Here is a 25,085-nt window from a genome sequence, read left to right as displayed (position 1 = left end):
GGAGACCGTCATGCCCCTCCTCGACCCCGCCCTGTGGTCCGGAAAGGCCGGTATCGGCGGCTGGACCGCCACCACGGGCGGCACCTCGCCCGTGGTCGAACCCGCCACCGGCGACGTACTGGACCATGTCGGCGCCGCCTCCGCCGAGGACGTTGCCACCGCTGCCGAGCGCGCCGCCGCCGCAGGGACCGCCTGGGCCCGCACCCCGTACACCGAGCGCGCGGCCGTACTGCGCCGGGCCGGCGACCTGTTCACCACGTACGCCGAAGAGATACAGCAGTGGCTGATCCGCGAGGCGGGCAGCATCCCCGGCAAGGCCGCCTTCGAGACCATCACCGCGGCCCAGGAGTGCTACGAGGCCGCTGCCCTGGCATCGCGCCCCCTCGGCGAGTTGCTGCCCTCCGCGGAACCCCGGCTCAGCATGGCCCGCCGGATACCGGCCGGTGTGGTCGGCGTGATTGCGCCCTTCAATGTCCCGCTGATCCTCGCCATCCGCTCGGTCGCCCCGGCCCTGGCCCTGGGCAACACCGTCCTGCTCAAGCCCGACCTGCGCACCGCCGTGTCCGGCGGAGTGGCGATCATGCGGGTGTTCGAGGAGGCGGGGCTGCCCGCGGACGTGCTGCAGCTGCTGCCCGGCGGCGCGGACACCGGATCCGCCCTCGTCGTCGCACCCCAGGTCCGCGTGATCTCGTTCACCGGCTCGACCGCCGCCGGACGCAAGGTCGGCGCGGCCGCCGCCGAGCACCTCAAGCGCGCCCACCTCGAACTCGGCGGCAACTCCGCACTGATCGTGCTGCCCGACGCCGACCTGGAGCGTGCCGCCTCCACCGCCGCCTGGGGCTCCTTCTTCCACCAGGGCCAGGTCTGCATGACGACCGGGCGGCACCTGGTGCACGCCTCCGTCGCCGACGAATACATCGAGCGCCTCGTAGAAAAGGCGGACCAACTCCCGGTGGGCAACCCCGCGAAGGAACAGGTGGCGCTCGGTCCCGTCATCGACGCGGGCCAGCGCGACAAGATCCACGCGCTGGTGCGGACGAGCGTCGAACGCGGCGCCCGGCTCGCCGCCGGAGGCACCTGTCAGGACCTCTTCTACCGGCCCACCGTGCTCACTCATGTCGACGACCGCTCCCCCGCGTACACGGAAGAGGTCTTCGGGCCGGTCGCCCCCGTCCGCGTCTACTCCGACCTGGACGAGGCGGTTGCCCTCGCCACCGCGACACCGTACGGACTCTCGCTCGGCATCCTCACCTCCGACGTCATGCGCGGCCTCGAACTCGCGGAACGCATCCCCACCGGACTCGTCCACATCAACGACCAGACCGTCAACGACGAAGCGGTCGCCCCGTTCGGCGGCGTCGCCGGCTCCGGCACCGGAGCACGGTTCGGCGGCGCCGCCAACATCGAGGCGTTCACAGAGACCCGCTGGATCACGGTCCGCGGAACGCAGGCCGACTACCCCTTCTAGACCGAACCGTTCGGATCATTGGCCGGACCAGGGGCTGCGCACGGGCTCAGTAGCCGATGGTGAAACGGCGTTGCACGAAGCGGGGCAGCTCCGCCTCGTCGACGAGCGCGACGGCCGCGTCCTCCATGGAGATGCGACTGCGGCCGTCCCCGTCGAGGACGGGCTGATCGGTGCCGATCCGGAACCGGGCCGTGCGCTCGCCCGGGGCGATGTCCTCCGCGGGACTGAGGTAGGTCCACAGCCGGTTGGACGTGCGCAGGACGTCCAGGGCGTCACGGTGACCGCGCACCGCGGCGGCGTACTCCCTCGGCAGGCCGATCGCGTCGAGGGTCTCGTGCAGGAGGTCGTCGCTGTCCGCCCGTACGAGTCCCGGCTCGACCTCCAGGCTGCCGGCGCCGCCTATGACGATCAGCCGGGTCCGGGAGTGGCTCTCCAACGCCTTGAGCAGAGTTCGCGCCGCGGTGGCATACACCGTGGGGTCGGCGATCGAGCGGGCCACCGTGTCGGCGATGTCCTTGGCGGCGTTGCCGGGCTGGAACCCACTGATCAGCACGTCTAGGCCGGGGAGCGCGGCGGCGACGCTGTCCGGGTCGAGGACGTCGACGCTTTTCCAGGTCACGTTCTCCCGGCTCTCCTCGATCTTCGAGGCGTCGCGGCTGAAGGCCGTGACGTGGTGCCCCCGGTCGAGGGCTTCGGTGACAACTCGGCTGCCGATACCGCCCGTTGCTCCGACGACTCCGATGCGCATGGCTCTCCCCTTGAGTTGCGACGTACGCGATCTCTTCACGGCACCCAGAAACTATACGCCGTGAAGTAAACATACGGCATGCAGCATGGTGACGCTGTAGAGTCGGTGTCGTGGGAACGATCAGAGGACGCCGCGAGCGGCTACGGGCCGAGACGACCGCCGAAATCAAGAAGGTCGCACTCGAGTTGATGGCTTCGGGCGGCCCCGACGCGATCACACTGCGGGCCATCGCCCGCGAGATGGGCATGACCGCCAACGCCATCTACGGATACTTCGCCACGCGCGACGACCTCGTCACCACGCTGATCAACGACGTGTACACCGCGCTGGCCGACACCGTGGACTCCGCCTGGGAAGCCGCGCCCGCTCACGACCCGGCCGCCCGGATCGAGGCGTGGGCTCGCGCGTTCCGCGGCTGGGCCCTGGCCAATCCCGAGGGCTTCCGGCTCGTCTACGGCGATCCCGTACCCGGCTACCGACCGCCCGACGGCGGAGCAGCGCCGGACGCCGCCCACCGCGTGTGCACCGGCATCACCGCGCTGGCTGCCGCCGCCTGGCCACACGCCGAACACCGCTACGCCGACAGTGATTTCACCTGGTCCGACTTCGACGCCGGCCTTCTCGACAAGGTCCGCCCGGCGTTCCCCGACCTGCCCCCGGCCGCCGTCGCCCTCGCCCTGCGCATCTGGAGTCATCTGCACGGCCTGGTCTCACTCGAGATCTACGGCCACCTGCAGACCCAGACACTCAACCCGGACAAACTCTTCGTCGAAGAACTGGCCCAGCTGATCAGGACCTTGGGCATCACGCCGCAGCGGTAGAAGACGCCCGGGTCGTCGAGGGCGACGTGGGCGTCGGCGATCCGACGCAACAGGGCGCACAGGCCGGGGCCAGGGGCGCATGGCGGCTTGACTGTGCGTGCGGCCGGCCTCCGCGCGTGGGCGGAGGCCCGGCCGACTCGGGCTAGGCCGGCAGCGACTCGACTTGTCGCAGCGCAGGGATGCGGATGGGGGTGATGAACGCGCCGCGTTCGGGGCCTGAGCCGACGACGGAGAAACAGGCCCGGTCGCCGTAGGCGAGGCTGCCGTTCGTCTGGTCGGCGTGCAGGAGCGCCAACGTGGACGGTGAGACGGTGTTGCCCAACTGCCGTACGTTGCTGGGGGCTTGTTCGACTGTCAGGCCGGTCTGCTCGACGAACTCCTCGACCAGGCGCGGGTTGGCCTGGTGCGTGTAGACCCGGTGGACGTCGTTGAGGTAGCCGGGGCGGGCGGCTTCCAGTGCCTGGTGGTTGAGCATCATGCCGCCGCTGTAGTAGCGGGCGATCTCGGGCGCGTTCATGCCGAAGCACGCCAGTTCCGCGGAGCCCGGTGCGCCGGCCGGGTGCTCGGTGCCGCCGCCCAGGAAGTGGATCAGTGGGTCGTCGACCCCGGGCTCGTCACCGAAGGACTGGCTGTCGCGGGAGTACAGCACCAGGCCGTCGATGTTCTCGTCGCGCTCGAGGACCATGGCTGCCGCCGCGTCGGAGAACAGCGCCGGTGACGCCCACAGGTTCTTCCCGTAGGGGTGGACGGCGTTGCCCCGGTAGGCGGGCAGCATCACGCCGTCCTCGTCGAAGCTGATCCGGCTGGGAACGCTGTAGGCGATGACCAGGGCCCGCTCGGTCGCCAACTGGGCCACGAGAGCGGCGGCCCGCGCCAGGCCCGCGCAGCCCGCACCGAGTTGCAGGGGCGGCACATGATCACCGATGCCCAGCATGCGCATCAGGGTGAAGGCGTCCTGGTCGAGAAGGGTCTGGTACGGGTTGCAGGTGACCACGACGACGGCGGTGACGTCGCGGGCGTCGAGGCACGCGCCGGAGAGGGCTGCCCGGGCCGTCTCGGCGACGGTGTCGGGTGTAGCGAACTGGTCCGGGCCCCAGCTCTTGCCCTCGATGCCGAGGAGGCGCGTGATGAAGGAGCCGTCGAGAGTGCTGCTGGGTTCGCGGCGATCAGGGATCTGCGCGAGTTTGGCCCACGCGTCCATGGTGATCACCGGCCCCAGGGTGGTGTGGGCACCGGTGACGGCGTAGGGGAACGGGCTGGGAGCTGTGAGCATCAGAGCGGTACTTTCCGTGCGCGGCAGGGCTGCTGCCGGAAGGGACGACGCTGCGTGCGGCAGGGTGCCGCCGTAGGGGACGACGCTGCGTGCGGTGGCGTGTTGCCGGAAGCGGTGGCACCGCTTGATGGGGTGCTGCGCGGTCAGGAGGGAGCCTGAGCGAGTGCCTTCTGGAAGCTGTGGAAGTGCCGAGTACGCTCACCGGCGGCAAGGAGCGGGGCGAAGAGGTCGTGCTCGAGGTCGAGACCCTCTTCGAGCGGGCCCTCCATGGACGCGTCGATCGCTCGTTTCGCCGCAGCCACTGCCGCGGCGGGATGCGCGGTGCAGCGCGCCAGCCACTGCATGACCGCCGTGTGCAGATCGCCCGCGGGAACGACCTCGTCGACCAGTCCGATGCGAGCGGCTTCCTCCGCATCGACCTGCCGTCCCGAGAAGACGATGTCCTTGGCGCGGGAGCTCCCGATCAGCCGCGGCAGCCGCTGGGTGCCTCCCGCACCGGGGATCAGCCCGAGCGGAGTCTCCGGCAGCCCGAACCGGGCGGTCGGCGTACAGATCCGGAAGTCGGCGGCCAGCGCCAGCTCACACCCGCCGCCCAGCGCGTAGCCCTGCACCGCGGCGACCACCGGCAGCGGCAACGCGGCAACCTCGCGGGTCAGACGGCTGATCCGGGCCGCGTACTCGGCCACCGCCTCACCGGACAGTGTGGCCATCTCCCTGACGTCCCCGCCTGCGGAGAAGTGACCGTGCAGACCGGTGAACACCACGGCACGGATCCCGGTACGGGCGCGCACCTCCTGGAGCGCCTGCTCGGCGGCGAGTTGGAGGCCGGTGTCGAAGAGATTGAGCGGCGGCCGGTCCAGGCGCAGCCACGCCACAGCCTGGTCGATCTCCAGCCGCACTGTCACAGCAGCCCTCCGTTGACCTCGAGCACATGCCCGTTGACATAGGAGGCGGCCGGGCTGACCAGGAACACGGCGGCGTCCACCGCCTCCCTCGGGGTGCCCGCGCGCCCGGCGAGCATCCGCGGCCAGTACAACTGGCGCAGTCGCTCGTCGGCGGACACGATCTCGCCCATGCCCACGCTCAGGATCCCGGGCGACAGGCAGTTGACCCGGATCCCGCGGGCCGCCAACTCGACCGCGCAGCAACGGGTGAACGCCTCGATGGCGGCCTTGGACGTGGCATACGCGCTCGCCCCGGGCACCGCCCGCGACGCCATCGCCGAGGAGACCGTCAGAATGCTGCCACCGGCCTCCAGGTGCGGCAGCGCCGCCTGCACCGTGTGGAAGACACCGTCGACATTGGTGCTCATCACCTCACGCCAGTCATCGGCACTGAGCCTGGAGACACCGCCGTTGCGGGTGATCCCGGCGTTGGCCACCACAATGTCGATCCGCCCGAACCGCTCGGAGGTCTCGGCCATCAGCCTCCGCAACGAATCGGGATCGCGTACGTCGGCGGGGACGTACGCGGCACGGTCCTCATGGCCGGCCACCAGATCCGCGACCTCGCCCGCGCCGCGCGCACCGCACACAACCCGTGCCCCGGCGGCGAGAAAACCTTCCGCCAAGTGCCGCCCCAACCCCGCGGTGCCACCCGTGACGACGGCGGTCATCCCCCGCAGAACCTGAGGCCGACCGACCGTCAGTTCCGTCTCCAGGTCGGGCCATACGGCCTGCTGATCACTCACTGTCACTGCCTGAGCTCCTGTCGCGAAGGCCGCGAATGCATATCGGCCTCCGGAACATAGCCCGCTCAAGATCCGCTTCACGGAGCCGGAATCAGCACATCACCGATGATCAAAGGGGGTGCCGGACGATCACTGTCACTCGTCCCAGTGACCCGGTAAGCCACGTCAAGTTGACGTCCCCGCTTCTGACCATGGCCGCGAGTCCTATGCGCCGATATTCACGCCGCCTCTCGCGCCCAGGTCACCTCGCGGAACGCCTGCTGGCATGTCACCCGTGACGTGGGCCCGATGTGACCGGCGCCCGCGTTCAACTCGCCCGGTAGGGACGGAAGAACGCTCGCAGTTCCTCCGCATAGAGCTCGGGCTCCTCGAAGGGCGCGAAGTGGCCGCCGCGTGGGGGCTCGGTCACGCGTACGACGTTCGCCGTGCGCTCGAGCCACGCGCGCGGCGGGCGGACGACGTCACCGCGGAAGAGCGAGAAGCCGGAGGGCACCTCGACCCGGCGGGCGAGTTGCGCGGGCGGGATCGCGGCGTTCGCGTGATACATGCGCATGGACGAGCCGATCGTCCCCGTGAGCCAGTAGAGCGTGACGTTCGTGAGGATCTCGTCCTTGGTGAAGCACCGCTCGACGTCCCCGTCGCAGTCGCTCCACGCCTGGAGCTTCTCGACGATCCACGCGGCGAGCCCGGCCGGCGAGTCGGTGAGACCGACGGCGGCTGTCTGGGGCTTCGTACGATGCATGGCTCCGTACGCGCCCTCGGTCGCGCCCCAGGCAGCGGCGACCGCGAACCACGCGCGCTCCTCGGGTGTGAGGTCCGCCGGGTCGCCGGTGAAGGCGGGCAAGCCGCCGTCGGTGCGGTGGACGGCCACGACCCGGTCGGGGTGGTCGAGCGCGAGGTATCGGCTCACGTGGCTTCCGACGTCCCCGCCCGCCGCGCCGAACCGCGCGTAGCCGAGAACGCCCATGAGCTCCGCCCACAGACCGGCGACGGCGATGGAGTCGAGCGGCGGACCGGTGGGGCGGTCGGAGTACCCGTAGCCCGGCATGTCGGGCACCACCACGTCGAACGCGTCGGCGGGGTCTGCGCCATGCGCTCCGGGGTCGGTGAGGAGCGGGATGACCTTCGCGTAGCGCCAGAACGAGTCCGGCCAGCCGTGACTGAGGACCAGCGGCAGGACGGGCCCGGTCGGCGCGGCGGCCCGAACGTGCACGAAGTGGATCCCGAGGCCGCCGAGCGGGACGCGGAAGTGAGGGAACCGGGCGAGCGCCGCCTCCTGCGCCGACCAGTCGAACCCGTCCGCCCAGTACGCGACGAGCTCCCGGAGGTAGGAGACGTCCGTCCCGAGCGACCACCCGGCGTCCTCAGGCGAGTCCGGCCAACGCGTCGCGCGCAGCCGCGTCCTGAGATCCTCGATCACCGCGGGGGTGGTCTGCGGGCTGAACGGCTCGGGGCGGGGCAGGGCGTCCGGCATGACGCGCATGCTAGCCCGGCGGAGTCAGCGCAGGACCGGAATCCGTGCCGAACGACCGGACCGCGTCGAAGGGCGTCTGCGGCGCCGGCCGACCCGGACGTACGCGGGCCCGGCCCGGATCGAGGGACCCGGACCGGGCCGGACCCGGTCGCCGTTCAGTGCACAGCGGCGGCGAACATGCCGGCCTCGTACGACCCTCCCCGCTGGTGCACGATCACGGCGAGCCGGTTGGCCGCGTTGATCAGGGCGACCAAGCAGACCAGTGCGGCGACCTGGTCGTCGTCGTAGTGCTTGCGCACCTGGGCCCAGGTCTCGTCGGACACACCTTGGTGGGCGTCGGCGAGCCGTGTGCCCTCTTCGGCGAGCGCCAGCGCGGCCTGCTCGGCCTCGGTGAACACGGTGGACTCGCGCCAGGCGGCGACCAGGTGGAGCCGGGTCGCGGTTTCACCGGCGGCCGTGGCCTCCTTGGTGTGCACGTCGATGCACCAACCGCAGCCGTTGATCTGGCTGGCGCGCAGCGACACCAACTCCTGCGTCGACTTGGGCAGAGCGGACTGACTGATCAACAGGCCGGCGCCGGCGAACCGCTTGGTGAACTTGGCGGCGAACTCGTTGTCGAACAGATCGAATCGGGCGTCCATGACTTCGTCCTCACTCGTGTTGTTGCCTGAACGAACACGAGATGCCGGCGACGAGCTCCTTGTGACGGCTCGGTCGTGTGACGTACACCATCGATCACGGGTGTCACAAAGCCGCGGTGACCGGCGTCTTGTGCGCGTGGCACCGTGGAGCGCGATCAGACAGGAGCAGCGGGTGGACAGCGAGCACAGCGAGCGCGCGGAGGACACGGCCGGGCGACTCTCCGACGGCGGACGCGCGGACCCCGCCACCGAGACGTTCGTCGCCCACCGCAACCTGCTGTTCACCGTCGCCTACGAGATGCTCGGCTCTGCCGCCGACGCGGAGGACGTCCTGCAGGAGACCTGGCTGCGGTGGGCGGGTGTGGATCTCGGCACGGTGCGGGATCAGCGTGCGTACCTGGTCCGGATCACCACACGCCAGGCGCTGACCCGACTGCGTACGCTCGGCCGGCGCAGGGAGTCCTACGTCGGCTCCTGGCTGCCCGAGCCGCTGCTCACCTCGCCGGACGTGGCCGAGGACGTCGAGCTGGCCGACAGCGTCTCGATGGCGATGCTGCTGGTGATGGAGACACTCGCGCCGACCGAGCGGGCGGTGTTCGTGCTGCGCGAGGTGTTCGACCTCGGGTACGACGAGATCGCCGAAGCCGTCGACAAGAGCCCGGCCGCGGTCCGTCAGATCGCGCACCGGGCACGTGCACACGTCGCGGCGCGCCGGCCGCGCGGGGTCGTCTCCCCGGCCGAGACCCGGGGCGCGCTCGATGCGTTCCGGCGGGCGACCGAGACGGGCGATCTGCAGGGCCTGCTGCACATCCTGGCGCCGGATGTCGTCCTCGTGGGTGACGGTGGTGGAGTCAAGAAGGCCGTACTGCGGCCCATCGTGGGGGCCGACAAGGTGGCCCGTCTGCTGACCGCCGGGCTCGGCAGGGTCGCCGACGCCGCGTCGCTGCGGCCGGCTCAGGTCAATGGCTACCCGGCGCTGATTCTCCGGCTCGACGGTGTACTCGACACCGTCCTGGCGGTGCGCATCGACGACGGCCTCATCACCGGGCTCTACGCCGTGCGCAATCCCGAGAAGCTGTCGCACATGGAGCGGGAGACCGCCCTGCGCCGCTGACGCCGGGGCCCCTCGCAGCCGATCACCTGACTGCTTGCGCTCGCCGCACCGCGGGATGCGCCCGGTCAGGTGTGGGAGAACTGCGCCAGGCCCTTCCTCGCGATGTCACGACACACAAGTGCAACCTTTGGGTTGCACCTCCGCTATCGACGTGCAACTCTGGGGTTGCAAGTAAATGGCGGCGATGAACGGAGCACCTCATGAGCAAGGACCGGATCGAGCGCGAAACCCTGATCGCGGCACCACTGGAGCGCGTCTGGTCACTGGTGGCCCAACCCGGATTCTGGGTGGCCGACAAGACGAGCCTGCCGGGCACCGTGGCGAAAGAGGGCGAGTCGATGGTGGCGAAGAACGCAGAGCACGGCGACTTCCCGGTCCGCGTGGAGAAGGTCGAGCCGCCGACGTACCTGGCGTACCGGTGGACCAGCGCGTTCCCCGGAGAAGAGCTCCGCGACGACAACAGCACCCTCGTGGAGTTCACCTTGACCTCGGAAGGCGAGCAGACCCGACTGCGCGTCGTCGAGAGCGGGTTCACGGCGCTGGCCGGGTCCGAGGAACTGCGCAGTCAGAACCACAAGGACCACAGCCAAGGCTGGCCCCTGGAACTCGACGCGCTCAAGTCGCGCGCCGAACGGCCCTCCACGTGACGGAAGAACACCCCGGCGCCACCGATGTCGTCGACAGCGTCCTCGGCGCGCTGGCCGACCCGACGCGACGTCAGCTGCTCGATCTCCTCGCCGCGCGGGGTGAGGCCAGCGCGACGACGCTCGCCGAACGGCTTCCCGTGTCGCGGCAGGCGGTGGTCAAGCACCTCGCCGTCCTGGATGCCGCCGGGCTGGTCTCCGGCAGCCGGGTGGGACGCGAAGTGCGGTACGCGGTACGGCCCGCGGCGCTCAACGCGACAGCACGATGGATGTCCGCGCTCGCGGCCGACTGGGACCAGCGGCTTGCGAACATCAAACGCGTCGCTGAGGCAGCGGAGCGGGATTCACGCTCGACACGACCCGACTGAAAGGAAGCCGCCATGGATACGACAGCACTTCGCAGCGCCTATGACGGGTTGTTCGATGTCGCCGCGCTCCCCGACCTCGGCGACGCCCGTGACGGGGGATGGAACGCCGACCAGGTATTGGCTCATCTCCTGAGCGTGGACGCGGCAGTTGCGTCAGTTGCTCTGGGCGTCGTCGCGGGCTCGCGTCCCACCTTCGACAACCGAATCGCCCTCGACACCTGGAACCTCGACCGGATCATCGCGGACCACGCAGGCCGGGCGGACCTGACCGCTCACCTCCGGCGCCAGGCCACCGTCCTGTGTGACATCGCCGATCAGCTCAACGAAGCCGCCGCCTCGGTTCTGGTGCCGGCGTTCCTGCTGTCCAACGACAAGGTCGTACTGGACCAGCCGGTTCCGCTGGCAGGCATCATCGACGGCCTCGCCGGGGACCACATCCCCGGACACACGCAGCAGCTCCTCGATCTTCGCGCCGCGTGAGCCCGGGGAGTCCACGATCACCCGGACCGGCCAGGGGCGACGAGGCGAGCGCGGCACGGTGGGTTGAGGATCAGCAACGGGGATGGGAGACGGGAGACCGCTTCGGATTCGCCATCGTGGAGACTGAGACCCAAGCTCCTGGCAATGAGGGACAGTTGGCGGGTCACGTGGTCCTCAAGAACGTCACCCCGGGCACTCTGTCCGCCGAGGTCGGCTACTGGACCGCAGCGCATGCGCGTGGCCGGGGTGTGGCGCCCCGAGCACTGCAGGCGCTCACGGGCGCCTTCCCCGGTGACGGACTGGCGCGTCTCGAACTCCTGCACCAAGTGGACAACACAGCGTCATGCCGCGTCGCGCAGAAGAGCCGTTACGAACTGACCAGACGCCTGCCCGCGGCACCGCCCGCTTACCCCGTCGCCGGTCATCTGCACGTACGGACGCGCGACCTCTGACCTCTACGGCGGGTGCCGGGCGCATCCATCGAGAGCGAGCTCGATAGGCCCATGGCCGGCACCGAAGTACCACTCAACTTGCCGTGCGAGGCTCAGACACAGCTTTTTATCTGGGACCCGGACGTGTGCCACCGAACTCTGAACGCGCAGCCTCACTGAGAATGATGGTGGAATCCACACTCACCGGCCAGTCGACCAGCCCCGCCGCATCGGCCCTGCCCGCAACGCAGTCAGGATGCACGTCCAGACTCCGTCGCGCTGCCAGGAAAATGCGCCCTAGTCACGCTTGGGCCAGATGAGACCCTGCTCGGTCCAGATGACACCCTTGTTGCGGCAGAGGCAGAAGGGGTGGCCGATGGGGTCGGCGTAGACACGGAAGCCGTAGCCGTCGGGGCCGGTGCAGTCCCGCTGCAGGGCCGCGCCGAGGGCCAGGACGCGGCGCTGTTCGGCCTCGATGTCGTCGACTTCGAAGTCGAGGTGGAACTGCTTGGGGTGCTCGATGTCGGGCCACTGCGGGGCGCGGTAGTCCTCCACCTGGTTGAAGGCCAGTTCGATCTCGCCGAACTGGATACCGGCCCAGGTCTCGTTACTGCCCTCCTTGACCGGGAGCCCAATCACCTCGGAGTAGAAGGCTGCCAGCTTCATCGTGTCCGGGCAATCGATGATGAAGTCGGTTAGTCGTAGCATCCCGCGATCTTGCCACAAGATCAAATGAGCCGGACTTTGAGACAGGCCCTGGTCCCACTCGCCGAGAGACTCGAAGGCCTGCCCGCTGGAACCGACCTTGAACGGAAGAATACCCAGCGGGTGCATCTTGGGCGGAAGAGCCATCGACGGCGCCGCGATCGGTGCACGATCAGGACGGTCAGAGGGCCGATGATGAGTCCGATGATGAGTCCGATGATGACGCCTACCACAACGATGCTCAGAGCCCTCATCTCTGCACCTTCACTTCTCGTTGGGTCTACTTGAGTGTCTGATTCAACGCGGAAGTGACGAGGTCGCCGGCCCACCCGCTGTACCCGGCGCCGACTGCGCCCATGGCGCACCCGCCCAGCACCCCCACGGTCGTCCCTGCGGGGCCCACTGCAGATCCGACCAGTCCGGCTGTGATCGCTCCGCCGACAAACCAGAGACTGCACCAGTGACGGCCCCTATCGCTGCATCGATTCGGAAGGCCCGCGAGACGAAGCCGATGGCCACGCAGCCGGAGGGTGAGCCGTCCAGGGTTGCCGGCGGTGATGATTGCCTGCACGCGCACCTGAGTCCCGAACGGTCGCGCGGCCTCCCCAGTGGACCCGCGAGAGGTTGCCGTCAGGCGACTCTGCGGCAGCCGTAGGGCTGAGGTGATGACGCCCTCGCGGTGTGGAACTCCCGGGTGGCTTACGGCGCTTGCGGCGTATCGGTCGGGGTGTCCTCGTCCGTCGCGCGGCCGAGAGTGCGGTCGAAGACGGTCAGAAGGAGGTAGAGCACGCCTGCGCCGAGCATGATCCAGGCGAGGTGGTGCATGCCGCCGGTGTCCGCGCGCTGCCCGAAGGAGGCGGCCGCGGTGGAGGAGGCGACCATCGAGCCGACGTACGCGAAGGTGCGCAGCAGGCCGGCCGAGGAGGCGGTGCGTTCGGGATCGGCCTGGAAGTAGACGGAGTTCTGGAGGGCCAGGTTGTTCAGTCCCTGCGGGACGCCGAAGATCAGGGCGACGAGAATCAGCGTCCACACGGGGCTGTCCCCGGTGAGCGTCAGCATCACCAGACAGGCAACGATCTGCCCGAGCGCGCCGACGAGCAGCTTGCCACGGACACCCTTGCGCCGCCCGGAGACCATGGAGACACCGATGGCCACCAGGAACATGGGTATCTGCACCAGCCCGGCGTGGAACGGCGAGAGCCCGACGCCTTCCTCCGTCCACTGGGTGAACCCGTAGAGGAACGAGTAGGCCACGACGTACGCGACCAGCGCGCGCCCGTAGGTGACCAGCAGTGGCGTGTTGCCGCCCAGCACCCGCATGTCGATGAACGGGGTGGGAGCCCGTAGCTCCCGCGCCACGAACGCGGCGCTCGCGGCGGCGGCGATCACCAGCAGGTACCAGTCGCGCAGGTGCAGGTTCATCAGGAACAGCAGCAGCGAGACGAGCATGGCGGCGAACAGTGCCATGCCGAGCACGTCGAGCCGGCCGGTGATGCGCCCGCGTTCCGGGGGCTCCCCCGTGCCGGCCTCCTTGGGCAGCCGGAGCAGCCCCAACAGGACGGCCACGACGGCCAGCGGCACGTTCAGCGCGAAGGTGGCGCGCCAGCCACCCAGCCCGATCAACAAGCCGCCCAGCAGTGGGCCGATCACGGCAATGGTCTGGTTGGCAACGGCCAGGGCGGTCAGCACCCCGCCGGGGCTGTCCTGCCCCGTGCGCTTGGCCTCGCTGCGCACCAGCGCCATCGCGGCGGGATACCCGGCGCAGGTACCGAACCCGAGGAGGACCCGCGAGGCGATCAGCACCCCCAGGTTCGGTGCCAGGGTGCCGACGACACCGGCGACCCCGACGAGGCTCGTGCTGACGAGGAAGAGCCTGCGCGGCCCGAAGATGTCGATGAGTCGACCCACGACGGGCTGCCCGAGAGCGGTGGCCAGATAGAGGGCCGAGACCAGCCACGCGGTCTGAGAGGGAGGCGCGCCCAACGCGTCACCGATGGGTACGAGCGTGACGGCGATGATCGTCGAGTTGATCGGGTTCAGGACCGAGCCCAGCAGCATCGGCGGCAACAGCCGCCGGTCGAAGCCCGCCGTCGCCGTGCCTCGCCCCTCTGTCTTCTGCTCAGTCATGGGTGAGGCGCTCCAGTACTGCCATGGCGGCGATCACCGCCCGGCGTTCCCCTTCCGTGCACTTCTCCTGCAGCTCTCCCGCAAGCCACTCCTGCCGGGCCTGCTGCCCCTCCTCCACCCGCCGGTGCCCCTCCGGGGTCAGCGCGATCAGCAGACGGCGCCCGTCGTCGGGGTCGGGCCGCCGTGCCACCAGGTCCAAGGCGGCCAGCGACGCGACCGTCGCCGTCATCGACTGGTGACGCACCCCCTCTGCGGCGGCGAGCTCACTGGCCGTGACGCCTTGCCTGCCGGACAGGCGAGCCAGAACGGACGCCTGCCCAAGAGTGATGTCCTCGGCTTCGGCCGCGTTCAGAATGCGGCGCCGCAGGCGGCTGATGACCGTACGGACCTCTCGCGAAGCCTGAACCGCGGAGGGCGACAGGCGCGGGCTCTCACTCATGCGCTCCACACTAGAACACGCAACTCAAACTGTACAGCCTTACCTGTACACCTGACCCCGGCGCCATCCGAACACACGTCTCCTTGCCAGCCTGCACGGGACACGTGTTCACTGGAGCGGTGTCGACCTCTTCGGCCTCCGCAGCTGCGCTGACGGGCTTCTGGCCCTCGCGCCGCGTCTACTTGTTCAACGTGTTCTGTCGCTAGGCCGCTTGCGGGCCCGTACATACAGGCACGCACGCGGCCTGCGTGTGCGGTTTTCCTCCCCTCCCCACGCAAGCGCGAACACACACAAGAACAGAGGCTCGCCATGTCCGTGACCGATGAATTGCTGGCCAACAACGCCCGCTACGCGGAGACCTTCACCGGCCCCCTCCCGCTCCCGCCCGCCAAGCAGCTCGCCGTCGTGGCCTGCATGGACGCCCGGCTGAACGTGTACGCGGTCCTCGGCCTCAACGAAGGTGAGGCGCACGTCATCCGCAACGCCGGTGGCGTGGTGACCCAGGACGAGATCCGCTCCCTCGCCATCAGCCAACGGCTCCTCGGCACCGAGGAGATCATTCTCATCCATCACACCGACTGCGGGATGCTGACCTTCACCGACGACGGTTTCAAGGACGCCGTACAGCAGGACACCGGCATCCGGCCACCGTGGGCCGCCGAAGCGTTCAGCAATCTGGAGACCGACATCCAGCAGTCCATCGCCCGGATCAAGGCCGACCCCTTCGTCGTCCACAAGGACCGCATCCGCGGCTTTGTCTTCGACGTCGCCACCGGCAAGCTCAACGAAGTCCTCTGAGGAAAACGCCCCCAACCCCCATGCAGAACAGGCGAGTTCGGCCATGCGCGTTCCCGCGCATGGCCGGCTCCTCCCCTGTCGAGGCACTGAAGAGTGGCAGCGCGGGGCCCCTCGGATACCGCATATCGATCAGTCATCCGGCCGCAGTCACCGCTCCGTCGGTCCGCACTTGCCGGGTGACGGTGCGGGCCTGCTTCGCCACGTCCACGTCGAGGGCGTGCCCGAGAGCTGCCCGCAGTGAGTCGGCGATGACTTCGCCGAACGGGTGGGCGCTACCGATGCCGAGCTCGTCGACACGGCCGGCCAAGTAGAACTGGTCGAAAGTCTGCGGGACGACCACCTGCGGTGCCCCGGAAGCCGCCGCTGTGGTCGTGGTTCCCGCTCCGCCGTGGTGCACCACCGCGTCCGCCGGCTTCTCTCCGAGCATCCGGAAGACAGGTGGCGCGTGGGGAGCGGACGGCAGCGTGACGGGGGCGAAGGCGGCGTAGACGTAGCCAATGCCGTGGTGCTGGGACACCTAGTGGGCGGCGACGGCGAGGGCGCCGCCTGCCACGATGGCGTCGCAGCCGTCCGCGGCGGCTCGGACCGCCGCGAACTGGTCAGCTCTGCGCGTGCTCTCCGGAGCATCGACTGTGGCGAGCGCGGCCTCCCGCCGTCCCGGGGCGCGAGGATCACCTGCTGAACCAGCACAGCGGGGCTAACTCTTTACGGGACCGCTGAACGAGATCCATACGTCCGCCGGCGCTTCCGGACGGTGGGGCACCGGCCGGCGTTCCTCGGTCCACGCGTCGCCGGCGACTTCCGTGGCGACGCAACGCCAGAACCGAACCGCGGCCAAGTTGCCATCCTGGAAGGGGATTTCCCACCGGCCCGGGTGCTCGGCCAGGACCTCTTGAACGGCCCGCAGCCCAAACCCTCTCCTTCGCGCGCCGCGTACGACGAAGAAGCTGTTCAGCACGCGCGTCGGACCGGTCAAACCACGCACGAACGCCAGACCGGCAGGACGTTCGTCGCTCGTCAGGAGGTAGGGCGCCCAGTCGGCGTCAGCAAAGGCCGAACGGAGCCGATCGCTGCGGAAGGTTCCGTCCGGGTTCGGCAGCGGGTCATGGAACTCCGACATGTCGTGCCGGAACATCAGCCACAACCGCTCCACAACGGGGCGGTCGGAAACACTCGCGAGGCGCACAACGGCCGGCATGGGACTCCTTCGCACAGGCGGGTCAGACGGGTCAACTGCGAGCGCCACCAAGACAATCAGTCCGTCGCCGTAGCGCTCCAGGGCATGAAAAAGCCTCCCCGCCGGATACTTGTCCGGGCCAGGGAGGCCTCACTACTGCTGGTGAATTTATCAGACGAGCGGCGTGCGCCTCAGCGACCGGACCATGTTCGGTCAGGTCCGCGCGCGGGTCACGCCAAGCAGGGCGCGACCGGGGTTGATCTTGACGACCCCGAGTGCGCCGCACTCGACTCCGGTGGTGGATTGGACGCAGGCGCCCCGTCTTCCTCAGGAAGCCGTCTGAAGTGCTCCCGAGGCGCCGGCCAGGTTGTGGAAGATCTGCGCGGGCGACGAGCTTGTGCTCATCACGTCGCAGGCCGCACGGGCGTGATCGCTCCTGGGGCTCTCGCGGAACTCTCACGGATGTTCATCTCCGAGAGACCGGCATCAAGGCTGCGACGAGCTACCGCGACCTCGCCCCTGGAGACACACACTCACACGTCTCGGCGCCTCACGACGAGGACGGCGAGTGCGACCGTGATCAGCGGCCAGAGCGCGTACACGATCCAGGAACCGGGGACCGTGGCGGTGTAGCCCAGGGACCCGGGATCCGGCTCCCAGGTTTGGACCAGGCGATTCCAGGCGGCCGCCACCAACGCATGTTTGATGTCCGCCGACCAGCGGTTGCTGTCCGAGAACATGGTGGGCAGCAGCAACAGGGTGAAGACGCTGGTGACCATGGTCCCGGCGGCATGCCGGAGCAGAACGCCGAGGCCCAGACCGACCAGAGCACAGACCGGAGCCAGCAACGCGGATGCCACCAGCGCCCGGAACACCCCGGGGTGCGTGATCGGAACGCCGGCATGGTGCCTGTCCAGGATGGCCTGGGAGACCAGGAAGGAACCGGTGGAGGCGGCCGTGCCGACCGCCGTCCAAAGCGTGGCGGTCACGGCTGCCTTGGCCAGCACCACCGAGCCGCGGGCCGGGACGGCCACGGTCGTGGTGCGGATCAGCCCGGTGTTGTACTCGCTCACGACGGTGAGGGCGCCCATGCTGCCGGCGACGAGCATGAGCGTCCAGTAGCCGGCCGCCGGGTAGGCGTCGAAGGGCAGGAAATCAGCGGGGCCGGAGCCCGCGGCCCTGTCCGCCAGCGTGGCCACGGCGGCGGACCCGACGACGAACAGGAGGGTCAGGCCGATCGTCCACGGGGTGGACCGCAGCGACCGCGTCTTGATCCACTCGGAGGCGAGCAGGTCGCGGAAGCGAGCGGGCGGCCCGGCGACATGGGTGGCCGGGGAGACGGAGGCGAGTGTGGTCATCAAGGCCGTCCTGCCAGGTATTCGACGCTGTCGGCGGTCAGTTCCATGAAGGCCGCCTCCAGCGAGGCGGTACGCGTGGTCAACTCGTCCAGCCGGATACGGTTCTCGAAGGCGAGCGCCCCGATCCGGTCCGCCGGGAGTCCTGTCACGGCGAGCTTCTCGGCGCCCGCCGAGCCCTCCGGTTCGACCGAGGCGCCCGCCGCCGTCAGCACCGCTGCCAGTTCGGCGCGCTGCGGTGTCCCCACCACAACACTGCTACGGGTGCTGCGGGCCGCGAAGTCCCGTAGCGGCTCGGCTGCGATGAGGCGGCCCCGGCCGATGACGACCAGTTGGTCGGCGGTGTTCTCCATCTCCGACATCAGATGGCTGGAGAGGAAGACCGTGCGCCCCTCGGCGGCCAGGCGCCGGAAGAGCCGACGTACCCAGAGCACGCCCTCCGGGTCCATGCCGTTGATCGGTTCGTCGAACATGAGCACGGGCGGGTCGCCGAGCAGGGCGGTGGCGATGCCCAGCCGCTGCTTCATGCCGAGGGAGAATCCACCGATGCGGCGGTTCGCCACCTCGGCCAGGCCCACCTCCTGAAGCATCTCGTCCACTCGGCGCCGCGGAATGCCGTTGCTGCGGGCCAGAGCGGACAGGTGGGCGGCGGCGCTGCGTCCGCCGTGGACCTGTCCGGCGTCGAGGAGGGCGCCGACGTGCCGCAGTCCCCGCGAGTGGCGGTGGAAGGGAACGCCGCTGACGGTGGCGGCGCCGGCGGTCGGCACGTCCAGGCCGAGGATCATCCGCAGGGTGGTGGACTTGCCGGCGCCGTTGGGGCCGAGGAATCCGGTGACCTGGCCCGGCCGCACGGTGAAGGACAGATGGTCGACGGCCGTCTTGCTGCCGTAGCGCTTGGTGAGTTCACTGACTTCGATCACGGCACCCACACTGCCGAGCGGACCGCCGTCCGGACATGGGGCCGTGGGCGGCAATCGTGCGGTCGCATTGGCCCGTGGGCGTACGTCCCCGGGCTGATGCCACGCCGGCGGTGGCCGGTTAGTCTCGCGGCGTGAACCATATGACGATCACTCCGTTGCCTGCGCGCGTCGCGCACCGCGGTGTCGTTCCCGGGAGGGAATGCCGCCGATGACGAGAAACAAAGCCGTGGCCTGGGCGGGGGGTGTCTCCTACCTCCTCGTGGTGGTTCTGCTGGTGGGGGGCGCGCCGCGGGCGTCGGGCACGGTCCACGGCGTCGGGGCACTACTGGCTGTGAGCCTGCTCGCAGGCGTGGTGCGACGGATGCCGCTGCTGGCTCTGGCCATGGCACTCTTCGGATCCACTGCTGTGGTGGTGGGCCCTCCGAGCTCCGTCGACGAGAGCCTGGCGTCGTCGTACCAGGGCCAGTTCCTGTCGTATCTGGCGGTGGATCTCGTGCTGGGTTTCATCGTCGCCACCCGTCCACGGCGTGCTTCGGTTGTTGCCGTGGCCGTGTCCGTCGTCGTGCAACTCCTGGTGATCGGCGCCTTCGCGCACGGGGACAGCCTGACCGTCAACGCGGTGATCGCCCTGCTGGCATTGGCCGCGTCCTGCATGGCCGGTCTGCTGAGCCGCGAGCGCCGCGAGCATGCGGTGGCGCTGCGTGCACAGGAGGTGGCCGAGGCCGTGACCGCCGAACGGCTGCGGATCGCCCGAGAGTTGCACGACATGGTCGCGCACAGCATCGGCATCATCGCCATCCAGGCCGGTGTGGGCAGCCGGGTCATCCAGACCCAGCCGGCTGAGGCGCGCGAGGCCCTGCGCGCCATCGAGGCAACCAGCAGAGAGACCCTGTCAGGTCTTCGGCGCACGCTGGTGTCGCTCCGTCAGGCCGACCGGAGCTCGACCCCCTCCGAGCGGTCACCGCTCGCACCCGCGCCCGGACTGGCGGACGTCGAACGGCTCGCGGCAGCGACCGCGGGCGCCGGGGTACGCGTCGACGTGCGCCGCAGTGGGGAGCAGCGTCCGGTGCCGGCCGACATCGACCTGTCCGCCTACCGCATCGTGCAGGAGGCGCTGACCAACGTGGTCCGCCACGCAGGCACCGGGCATTGCCGGGTGGCCATCGACCACGGAGCCGAGGAGCTGTCCGTGGAGGTCGTCGACGACGGGCGCGGCGCCACCGGGAACGGCTCGGCCCACGGTTTCGGCATCGTCGGGATGCGGGAGCGAGTCGGTCTGCTGGGCGGCCACCTCAGCGCCGGACCGCGCCCCGAGGGCGGCTTCCGGGTGGCGGCCCGGCTGCCGTTGCCCGCACCCGTCGGAGTTCCGGTGGAGGGTCGATGACCGTCCGGGTGCTGCTCGCCGACGACCAGCCACTGGTTCGGTCCGGTCTACGGGTGATCATGGCCGATTGCCCCGACCTGGAGGTCGTCGGTGAGGCCGCCACTGGCGCCGAGGCCGTTCAATTGGTCAGGGATACCGGGCCGGACGTCGTGGTCATGGACATCCGGATGCCCGGCATGGACGGGATCGAGGCCACCCGCCTGATCACGGCCGGCCCGGCAACCTCACGCGTCCTCGTCCTGACGACCTTCGACGAGGACGACCACGTCTACGGCGCGCTCCGGGCCGGCGCGAGCGGCTTCCTGGTCAAGGACATGGCGCTGGACGACATCCTCGCGGCAATCCGCGTGGTCGCCGCCGGCGACGCACTGATCGCGCCGGGTGTGACGCGCCGTCTGATCGCCGATTTCATCGGGCGTCCCGCGGCTGTCCCGAAGGGCTCCCCACGGTCGATCGAGGGCATCACCGAGCGGGAACGGGAAGTACTGACCCTGGTCGGACGCGGCCGGTCGAACACCGAGATCGCCGAGGACCTCTTCATCACGGTGGCCACCACCAAGTCGCACGTGTCACGGCTGCTCACCAAACTGGGCGCCAGGGACCGGGTCCAACTCGTCATCACCGCCTATGAGTCGGGGCTCGTCAGCCTGCCGCGATGATGGCGTCCCCGGCCCCCGTGGTGAAGCCGCACATTCCCTGTCGCTCACGTCTCGGACACGAGCCGCCAATACCACGCCGGCCACTGCGACTGTAAACAGGACTGTCCGGTCCCGGGCCGGCTCAGTCCTGTCCGTCGTCGTCTTCGTCGTCCTCATCATCTTCGTCGCCTTCGTCGCCTTCGTCGTTATCGTCGTCGTCTTCGTCGAGGTCGACGGCATCCGTGTTCCCGATCCGGCGCCGCCGCCGGGCCGGCGGCTTCGACTCGCCCCGCGCGCCGGACTTGGACACGTTCAGCTTCGCCCGGCTGCCCGGTGGGACCTCGATGAAGACCTTCGAGTCCTGCCCGGTGGGATCTCGACGGAGACCTTCGAGCCCTGGCCCGCCATCTCCGGCCGCTCCCCCGCCGAAGCGGCGGCAGACCTCAGCCCAACGCGAGCTGTAACGCGTCGTGTGCATGCCATTGACAAACGGTAGGGGAGCCAGAAACCTGTGCGTGGAGAGCAAAGTTCTGATCGAATCACGCAAATTAGCGACTACCGAGCGGCAATCTCCAGCAGCCGGACGGCGGACCGCCCCAGGGACCTCGCGTACGTTCGCGCTCCATTCCCGACCTCGCGGTCCACAGCCTGCTCCTGCTCATCTCTCGCACCACCGCTCAACCCGTCGTCCCCTGCCATGGAACGAGGACGCCATGAGACGGAAGCGATTCGGCCTACGGACGTTTGTCGGCCTGCTCCTAGCCGGCCTGGTCACCGTCGGTCTCCAACCCAGCGCCGCCACCGCGGCACCAGCTGCCGTCCGCGGCCCCAACCTGGCACTGGGCAAGAGCGCCACAGCCGGCGGGTCCCACAGCGGCTATCCCGCCACGAACGTCACCGACGGCAGCCAACTGAGCTACTGGGAAGGCTCGGCCGGGTCGTTCCCGCAGTGGGTACGCGTCGATCTCGGCGGCACTGTCGAGGCCGACCAGGTCGTTCTGAAGCTGCCCACCGCCTGGGAGGCCAGGAGCCAGACCCTCTCCGTCGAGGGCAGCACCGACGGCTCCAGCTTCACCTCCCTGTCCGGCTCGGCCGCCCGGCGCTTCGACCCGGCCGACGCCAACACGGTCGCCGTGGACTTCACCGCCCGCTCCGTGCGTTACGTCCGGGTGCAGGTGAGCGCCAACACCGGCTGGAACGCGGCCCAGTTGTCCGAAGTCGAGGTCTACGGCACCGACGGAGGCGGCGACCCCGAGGAGCCGCCCGTCAACGGCACGAACCTCTCCCTCAACAAGCCGATCGAGGCCTCGTCGTCGGTCCAGTCGTTCACGGCGACCAACGCCAACGACGGGCAGGTGGGCACCTACTGGGAGTCCAACGGCCACCCCGCGACGCTGACGGTCAAACTGGGCGCCAACGCGGACCTCAGCGGGATCACCCTGAAGCTCAACCCCGACGCGGGCTGGGCGACCAGGACACAGAGCATCGAGGTCTTCGGACGTGAGCAGGGCGCGAGCGGATTCACCTCGATCAAGGCTCGCGCCGACTACACCTTCAACCCCGCCTCGAACGCCAACACGGTCACCATCGCCGTCAGCGGCCGGTACGCCGACGTGCAGTTGAAGTTCTCGAGCAATTCGAGCGGATACGGCGCGCAGGTCGCCGAGTTCCAGGTCATCGGCGCCGCGGCTCCGAACCCCGACTTCGTCGTCAACGACCTGACCTGGACGCCGGCATCACCCACCGAGTCGGACACCATCACGGTGAAGGCGACCGTGCGCAATTCCGGCACGGCCGCCGCGCCCGCCTCCACGGTGAACGTCAGCCTGGACGGCACCGTCGCCGGCAGCGCCCCGGTCGGCGCGCTCGCAGCGGGCGCCGCCGAGACCGTCTCCGTGAGCGCGGGCAAGCGGGCCACGGGGAGTTACACCGTCTCCGCCGTGGTCGATCCGACGGACACCGTGCCCGAGCTGGACAACAGCAACAACAGCCGTACCGCAGCGGACAAGTTGACGGTCACTCAGAGCCCCGGCCCCGACCTGGAGGTCAGCGGCATCACGACCAACCCGGCCAGCCCTGCCGCCGGCGCCTCCGTGTCCTTCACCGTCGCGGTGCACAACCGCGGCATCTCGGCCGCGCCCGCGGGTTCCGTGACACGCGTCCAGGTGGGCGGCACCACACTCAACGGCACGGCGGGCAGCATCGCCGCCGGCGCCACCGCCAACGTCGCCATCAGCGGGACGTGGACCGCCACGAGCGGTGCGAGCGTGCTCACCGCGACCGCGGACGCCACGAACACCGTCACCGAGACGAACGAGACCAACAACGTACTCTCCCGCTCGATCGTGGTCGGTCGCGGCGCCGCGGTGCCGTACACCGAGTACGAGGCGGAGGACGGGACGTACCAGGGAACACTTCTGACGACCGATCAGAAGCGGACCTTCGGCCACACCAACTTCGCCACCGAGTCCTCGGGCCGTAAGTCGGTGCGCCTCAACTCCACCGGACAGTACGTCCAGTTCACCTCCACCAACTCGACCAACTCGATCGTCGTACGCAACTCGATCCCCGACGCAGCGGCCGGCGGAGGCGCCGACGCCACCCTGAGTCTCTACGCGAACGGCACGTTCGTGCAGAAGCTCAGCCTGACCTCCAAGTACAGCTGGCTGTACGGCACCACTGACGATCCCGAGGGCCTCACCAACAAGCCGGGGACCGACGCACGCCGGCTGTTCGACGAAGCGCACGCACTGCTCACGCAGACCTATCCGGCGGGCACCACCTTCCGGCTGCAGCGCGACGCCGGCGACACCGCGTCGTTCTACATCGTCGACCTGATCGACCTGGAGCAGGTCGCCCCGCCCTCGTCCCAGCCGGCCGGCTGCGTCTCCATCACGCAGTACGGGGCGGTGCCCAACGACGGCCTCGACGACACGGACGCCATCCAGCGCGCCGTGACCGCCGACCAGAACGGTCAGATCGACTGCGTGTGGATCCCCTCGGGGCAGTGGCGCCAGGAGCAGAAGATCCTCACGGACGACCCGCTCAACCGCGGCGACTACAACCAGGTCGGCATCCACGACGTCACCATCCGCGGCGCAGGCATGTGGCATTCGCAGCTCTACACGCTCACCCCGCCCCAGGAGGCGGGCGGCATCAACCATCCGCACGAGGGCAACTTCGGGTTCGACATCGACGGCAACACCAAGATCTCGGACATCGCCATCTTCGGCTCGGGCACCATCCGGGGCGGCGACGGCAACGCCGAGGGCGGGGTCGGTCTCAACGGCCGGTTCGGCCAGGACACGAAGATCAGCAACGTGTGGATCGAGCACGCCAACGTCGGGGTGTGGGTGGGCCGCGACTACAGCAACATCCCCGAACTGTGGGGTCCCGGTGACCGGCTCGGCTTCAGCGGCATGCGCGTCCGCGACACCTACGCCGACGGCATCAACTTCACCAACGGAACCCGCAATTCGACGGTGGAGAACTCGTCGTTCCGCACCACCGGCGACGACGCCCTCGCCGTCTGGGCCAACAAGTACGTCAAGGAGCAGTCGGTCGACATCGGCCATGACAACCACTTCCGCAACAACACGGTCCAACTGCCCTGGCGGGCCAACGGCATCGCGGTCTACGGCGGCTACGACAACACCATCGAGAACAACCTGATCTACGACACCATGAACTACCCGGGCATCATGCTCGCCACCGACCACGACCCGCTGCCCTTCTCCGGGCAGACGCTCATCTCCAACAACGGGCTGTACCGCACCGGCGGTGCGTTCTGGAACGAGGACCAGGAGTTCGGAGCGATCACGCTGTTCGCCCAGGGGCAGAACATCCCCGGCGTCGTGATCCGCGCCACCGACATCCACGACTCCACCTACGACGGCATCCAGTTCAAGACCGGCGGCGGTTCGATACCGAACGTCCAGATCACCGACGTCACCATCGACAAGTCCAACAACGGCTCCGGCATCCTCGCCATGAGCGGGGCCCGCGGCAACGCCACCCTGAACAACGTCACCATCACCAACTCGGCCGAGGGCAACATCCTGGTCGAACCCGGCTCACAGTTCGTGATCAACCAGAGCGTCATGAGCGGTCGGCAGGGGCCACAGCCGTAAGGCATCCCGCACCGACGAACCACAAGTGAAGGGCCCGCTCCCCGAATGGGGAGCGGGCCCTTCAGCCGCAGGAATCAACAAGCATGAGGCCTGGTGGTTCATGGCGATGCCCTTGGCGTGCCGGCCGAGTCACCTCGACGACAATGCATGGCCCGCATCCGCGAGGTGGCGTCGGAACCAGCTGGTGAGGCCGGCCTCCACCTCACGGCCCGATGGCGACTGTTGCGCAGGTTCGATGCCCGGCTCTTCGGCGAGCGAAT

General features: G+C 69.2%; 24 protein-coding genes and 1 pseudogene. 11 read left to right on the top strand and 14 right to left on the bottom strand.

Going from position 1 to position 25,085, the window contains the following annotated elements; genetic code table 11:
- Positions 1 to 10: 10 nt before the first annotated feature.
- On the top strand, positions 11 to 1,468 hold the full coding sequence (locus ACFWM2_RS35005) for a benzaldehyde dehydrogenase (RefSeq protein WP_383288465.1): 1,458 nt from the start codon (positions 11 to 13) through the stop codon (positions 1,466 to 1,468).
- Between the two features lie 46 nt (positions 1,469 to 1,514).
- Here ACFWM2_RS35005 and ACFWM2_RS35000 read toward each other — a convergent pair whose 3' ends face one another.
- Positions 1,515 to 2,216: an NAD(P)-dependent oxidoreductase gene (locus ACFWM2_RS35000; protein WP_383288462.1), complete on the bottom strand. Its 702-nt coding sequence runs from the start codon at positions 2,214 to 2,216 to the stop codon at positions 1,515 to 1,517.
- Positions 2,217 to 2,326: 110 nt separating this feature from the next.
- Between ACFWM2_RS35000 and ACFWM2_RS34995 the strand changes: the two genes are divergently transcribed.
- On the top strand, positions 2,327 to 3,037 hold the full coding sequence (locus tag ACFWM2_RS34995; protein WP_383288459.1) for a TetR/AcrR family transcriptional regulator: 711 nt from the start codon (positions 2,327 to 2,329) through the stop codon (positions 3,035 to 3,037).
- Positions 3,038 to 3,179: 142 nt separating this feature from the next.
- Here the strand turns inward: ACFWM2_RS34995 and ACFWM2_RS34990 are convergent, their stop codons facing one another.
- The 5 genes from ACFWM2_RS34990 to ACFWM2_RS34970 all read right to left on the bottom strand — a co-directional run bounded on the left by ACFWM2_RS34990 (position 3,180) and on the right by ACFWM2_RS34970 (position 8,115).
- Positions 3,180 to 4,310 (bottom strand): 3-oxoacyl-[acyl-carrier-protein] synthase III C-terminal domain-containing protein, encoded by a 1,131-nt coding sequence (locus tag ACFWM2_RS34990; RefSeq protein ID WP_383288456.1) that lies wholly within the window; start codon positions 4,308 to 4,310, stop codon positions 3,180 to 3,182.
- A gap of 143 nt (positions 4,311 to 4,453) precedes the next feature.
- Positions 4,454 to 5,215, bottom strand: a complete 762-nt coding sequence (locus ACFWM2_RS34985) for an enoyl-CoA hydratase/isomerase family protein (RefSeq protein ID WP_383288453.1) — start codon at positions 5,213 to 5,215, stop codon at positions 4,454 to 4,456.
- The gene (locus tag ACFWM2_RS34980; RefSeq protein WP_383288450.1) at positions 5,212 to 6,006 is read right to left on the bottom strand and encodes an SDR family NAD(P)-dependent oxidoreductase; all 795 of its coding nucleotides are present in this window, start codon (positions 6,004 to 6,006) and stop codon (positions 5,212 to 5,214) included. Before ACFWM2_RS34980 ends, ACFWM2_RS34985 begins: the two co-directional genes overlap by 4 nt.
- Before the next feature lie 301 nt (positions 6,007 to 6,307).
- Positions 6,308 to 7,474 (bottom strand): epoxide hydrolase family protein, encoded by a 1,167-nt coding sequence (locus ACFWM2_RS34975; RefSeq protein ID WP_383288447.1) that lies wholly within the window; start codon positions 7,472 to 7,474, stop codon positions 6,308 to 6,310.
- Between the two features lie 155 nt (positions 7,475 to 7,629).
- Positions 7,630 to 8,115 (bottom strand): carboxymuconolactone decarboxylase family protein, encoded by a 486-nt coding sequence (locus ACFWM2_RS34970; RefSeq protein WP_383288444.1) that lies wholly within the window; start codon positions 8,113 to 8,115, stop codon positions 7,630 to 7,632.
- A gap of 172 nt (positions 8,116 to 8,287) precedes the next feature.
- Between ACFWM2_RS34970 and ACFWM2_RS34965 the strand changes: the two genes are divergently transcribed.
- The 5 genes and pseudogenes from ACFWM2_RS34965 to ACFWM2_RS34945 form a co-directional block, all read left to right on the top strand.
- Positions 8,288 to 9,229 carry an RNA polymerase sigma-70 factor gene (locus tag ACFWM2_RS34965; RefSeq protein ID WP_383288441.1) on the top strand — a complete coding sequence of 314 codons (942 nt, stop codon included), beginning with the start codon at positions 8,288 to 8,290 and terminating at the stop codon, positions 9,227 to 9,229.
- A 200-nt stretch (positions 9,230 to 9,429) separates the two neighbouring features.
- Positions 9,430 to 9,876: an SRPBCC domain-containing protein gene (locus ACFWM2_RS34960; protein WP_383288438.1), complete on the top strand. Its 447-nt coding sequence runs from the start codon at positions 9,430 to 9,432 to the stop codon at positions 9,874 to 9,876.
- Entirely contained in the window at positions 9,873 to 10,241 is a 369-nt protein-coding gene (locus ACFWM2_RS34955) for an ArsR/SmtB family transcription factor (protein WP_383288435.1), read from the top strand. The genes ACFWM2_RS34960 and ACFWM2_RS34955 overlap by 4 nt, the downstream gene beginning before the upstream one ends.
- Positions 10,242 to 10,253: 12 nt before the next feature.
- Complete coding sequence (locus tag ACFWM2_RS34950) at positions 10,254 to 10,721, top strand: hypothetical protein (RefSeq protein WP_383288432.1); 468 nt, start codon at positions 10,254 to 10,256, stop codon at positions 10,719 to 10,721.
- 38 nt (positions 10,722 to 10,759) lie between these two features.
- Positions 10,760 to 11,173: pseudogene (locus ACFWM2_RS34945) on the top strand (GNAT family N-acetyltransferase); the annotation flags it as partial.
- A 276-nt stretch (positions 11,174 to 11,449) separates the two neighbouring features.
- Here the strand turns inward: ACFWM2_RS34945 and ACFWM2_RS34940 are convergent.
- The 3 genes from ACFWM2_RS34940 to ACFWM2_RS34930 all read right to left on the bottom strand — a co-directional run bounded on the left by ACFWM2_RS34940 (position 11,450) and on the right by ACFWM2_RS34930 (position 14,423).
- Complete coding sequence (locus tag ACFWM2_RS34940) at positions 11,450 to 11,860, bottom strand: VOC family protein (protein ID WP_383288429.1); 411 nt, start codon at positions 11,858 to 11,860, stop codon at positions 11,450 to 11,452.
- A 696-nt stretch (positions 11,861 to 12,556) separates the two neighbouring features.
- Entirely contained in the window at positions 12,557 to 13,984 is a 1,428-nt protein-coding gene (locus tag ACFWM2_RS34935) for an MFS transporter (protein ID WP_383288426.1), read from the bottom strand.
- Positions 13,977 to 14,423: a MarR family winged helix-turn-helix transcriptional regulator gene (locus ACFWM2_RS34930; protein WP_383288423.1), complete on the bottom strand. Its 447-nt coding sequence runs from the start codon at positions 14,421 to 14,423 to the stop codon at positions 13,977 to 13,979. Before ACFWM2_RS34930 ends, ACFWM2_RS34935 begins: the two co-directional genes overlap by 8 nt.
- Positions 14,424 to 14,732: 309 nt before the next feature.
- Here ACFWM2_RS34930 and ACFWM2_RS34925 point away from each other — a divergent pair, with 309 nt between their 5' ends.
- Positions 14,733 to 15,221 carry a beta-class carbonic anhydrase gene (locus ACFWM2_RS34925; RefSeq protein WP_383288420.1) on the top strand — a complete coding sequence of 163 codons (489 nt, stop codon included), beginning with the start codon at positions 14,733 to 14,735 and terminating at the stop codon, positions 15,219 to 15,221.
- Positions 15,222 to 15,354: 133 nt separating this feature from the next.
- Here ACFWM2_RS34925 and ACFWM2_RS34920 read toward each other — a convergent pair whose 3' ends face one another.
- The 4 genes from ACFWM2_RS34920 to ACFWM2_RS34905 all read right to left on the bottom strand — a co-directional run bounded on the left by ACFWM2_RS34920 (position 15,355) and on the right by ACFWM2_RS34905 (position 18,673).
- Positions 15,355 to 15,738 (bottom strand): nucleotide disphospho-sugar-binding domain-containing protein, encoded by a 384-nt coding sequence (locus ACFWM2_RS34920; protein WP_383288417.1) that lies wholly within the window; start codon positions 15,736 to 15,738, stop codon positions 15,355 to 15,357.
- Positions 15,739 to 15,918: 180 nt separating this feature from the next.
- The gene (locus ACFWM2_RS34915; protein WP_383288414.1) at positions 15,919 to 16,419 is read right to left on the bottom strand and encodes a GNAT family N-acetyltransferase; all 501 of its coding nucleotides are present in this window, start codon (positions 16,417 to 16,419) and stop codon (positions 15,919 to 15,921) included.
- 512 nt (positions 16,420 to 16,931) lie between these two features.
- Entirely contained in the window at positions 16,932 to 17,756 is an 825-nt protein-coding gene (locus tag ACFWM2_RS34910; protein ID WP_383288411.1) for an ABC transporter permease, read from the bottom strand.
- Entirely contained in the window at positions 17,756 to 18,673 is a 918-nt protein-coding gene (locus ACFWM2_RS34905; RefSeq protein ID WP_383288408.1) for an ATP-binding cassette domain-containing protein, read from the bottom strand. Before ACFWM2_RS34905 ends, ACFWM2_RS34910 begins: the two co-directional genes overlap by 1 nt.
- 208 nt (positions 18,674 to 18,881) lie before the next feature.
- On the opposite strand from ACFWM2_RS34905, the gene ACFWM2_RS34900 reads away from it, so the two are divergent.
- Both ACFWM2_RS34900 and ACFWM2_RS34895 read left to right on the top strand, forming a co-directional pair.
- Entirely contained in the window at positions 18,882 to 20,057 is a 1,176-nt protein-coding gene (locus ACFWM2_RS34900; protein WP_383288405.1) for a sensor histidine kinase, read from the top strand.
- Positions 20,054 to 20,716, top strand: a complete 663-nt coding sequence (locus ACFWM2_RS34895; protein WP_383288402.1) for a response regulator — start codon at positions 20,054 to 20,056, stop codon at positions 20,714 to 20,716. Before ACFWM2_RS34900 ends, ACFWM2_RS34895 begins: the two co-directional genes overlap by 4 nt.
- Before the next feature lie 121 nt (positions 20,717 to 20,837).
- On the opposite strand, the gene ACFWM2_RS34890 is transcribed toward ACFWM2_RS34895, so the two are convergent.
- The gene (locus ACFWM2_RS34890; RefSeq protein WP_383288399.1) at positions 20,838 to 21,173 is read right to left on the bottom strand and encodes a hypothetical protein; all 336 of its coding nucleotides are present in this window, start codon (positions 21,171 to 21,173) and stop codon (positions 20,838 to 20,840) included.
- A 235-nt stretch (positions 21,174 to 21,408) separates the two neighbouring features.
- On the opposite strand from ACFWM2_RS34890, the gene ACFWM2_RS34885 reads away from it, so the two are divergent.
- Positions 21,409 to 24,825, top strand: a complete 3,417-nt coding sequence (locus ACFWM2_RS34885; protein WP_383288396.1) for a CARDB domain-containing protein — start codon at positions 21,409 to 21,411, stop codon at positions 24,823 to 24,825.
- The last annotated feature ends 260 nt before the right edge of the window (positions 24,826 to 25,085 follow it).

Origin of the sequence: Streptomyces sp. NPDC058371 (genome assembly GCF_042723265.1) — a bacterium.
Taxonomy (GTDB): Bacteria; Actinomycetota; Actinomycetes; order Streptomycetales; family Streptomycetaceae; genus Streptomyces.
Note: the sequence above shows the minus strand (reverse complement) of the source record. Positions and strands in the feature narration are given on the sequence as shown.

What these genes read in the sequence shown, in the direction of transcription:
- ACFWM2_RS35005 (WP_383288465.1), top strand. Translation starts at nt 11, where the DNA reads ATGCCCCTCCTCGACCCCGCCCTGTGGTCCGGAAAGGCCGGTATCGGC.
- ACFWM2_RS35000 (WP_383288462.1), bottom strand. Translation starts at nt 2,216, where the DNA reads ATGCGCATCGGAGTCGTCGGAGCAACGGGCGGTATCGGCAGCCGAGTT.
- ACFWM2_RS34990 (WP_383288456.1), bottom strand. Translation starts at nt 4,310, where the DNA reads ATGCTCACAGCTCCCAGCCCGTTCCCCTACGCCGTCACCGGTGCCCAC.
- ACFWM2_RS34975 (WP_383288447.1), bottom strand. Translation starts at nt 7,474, where the DNA reads ATGCCGGACGCCCTGCCCCGCCCCGAGCCGTTCAGCCCGCAGACCACC.
- ACFWM2_RS34970 (WP_383288444.1), bottom strand. Translation starts at nt 8,115, where the DNA reads ATGGACGCCCGATTCGATCTGTTCGACAACGAGTTCGCCGCCAAGTTC.
- ACFWM2_RS34960 (WP_383288438.1), top strand. Translation starts at nt 9,430, where the DNA reads ATGAGCAAGGACCGGATCGAGCGCGAAACCCTGATCGCGGCACCACTG.
- ACFWM2_RS34950 (WP_383288432.1), top strand. Translation starts at nt 10,254, where the DNA reads ATGGATACGACAGCACTTCGCAGCGCCTATGACGGGTTGTTCGATGTC.
- ACFWM2_RS34940 (WP_383288429.1), bottom strand. Translation starts at nt 11,860, where the DNA reads ATGCTACGACTAACCGACTTCATCATCGATTGCCCGGACACGATGAAG.
- ACFWM2_RS34935 (WP_383288426.1), bottom strand. Translation starts at nt 13,984, where the DNA reads ATGACTGAGCAGAAGACAGAGGGGCGAGGCACGGCGACGGCGGGCTTC.
- ACFWM2_RS34930 (WP_383288423.1), bottom strand. Translation starts at nt 14,423, where the DNA reads ATGAGTGAGAGCCCGCGCCTGTCGCCCTCCGCGGTTCAGGCTTCGCGA.
- ACFWM2_RS34925 (WP_383288420.1), top strand. Translation starts at nt 14,733, where the DNA reads ATGTCCGTGACCGATGAATTGCTGGCCAACAACGCCCGCTACGCGGAG.
- ACFWM2_RS34915 (WP_383288414.1), bottom strand. Translation starts at nt 16,419, where the DNA reads ATGCCGGCCGTTGTGCGCCTCGCGAGTGTTTCCGACCGCCCCGTTGTG.
- ACFWM2_RS34910 (WP_383288411.1), bottom strand. Translation starts at nt 17,756, where the DNA reads ATGACCACACTCGCCTCCGTCTCCCCGGCCACCCATGTCGCCGGGCCG.
- ACFWM2_RS34900 (WP_383288405.1), top strand. Translation starts at nt 18,882, where the DNA reads ATGACGAGAAACAAAGCCGTGGCCTGGGCGGGGGGTGTCTCCTACCTC.
- ACFWM2_RS34895 (WP_383288402.1), top strand. Translation starts at nt 20,054, where the DNA reads ATGACCGTCCGGGTGCTGCTCGCCGACGACCAGCCACTGGTTCGGTCC.
- ACFWM2_RS34890 (WP_383288399.1), bottom strand. Translation starts at nt 21,173, where the DNA reads ATGCACACGACGCGTTACAGCTCGCGTTGGGCTGAGGTCTGCCGCCGC.
- ACFWM2_RS34885 (WP_383288396.1), top strand. Translation starts at nt 21,409, where the DNA reads ATGAGACGGAAGCGATTCGGCCTACGGACGTTTGTCGGCCTGCTCCTA.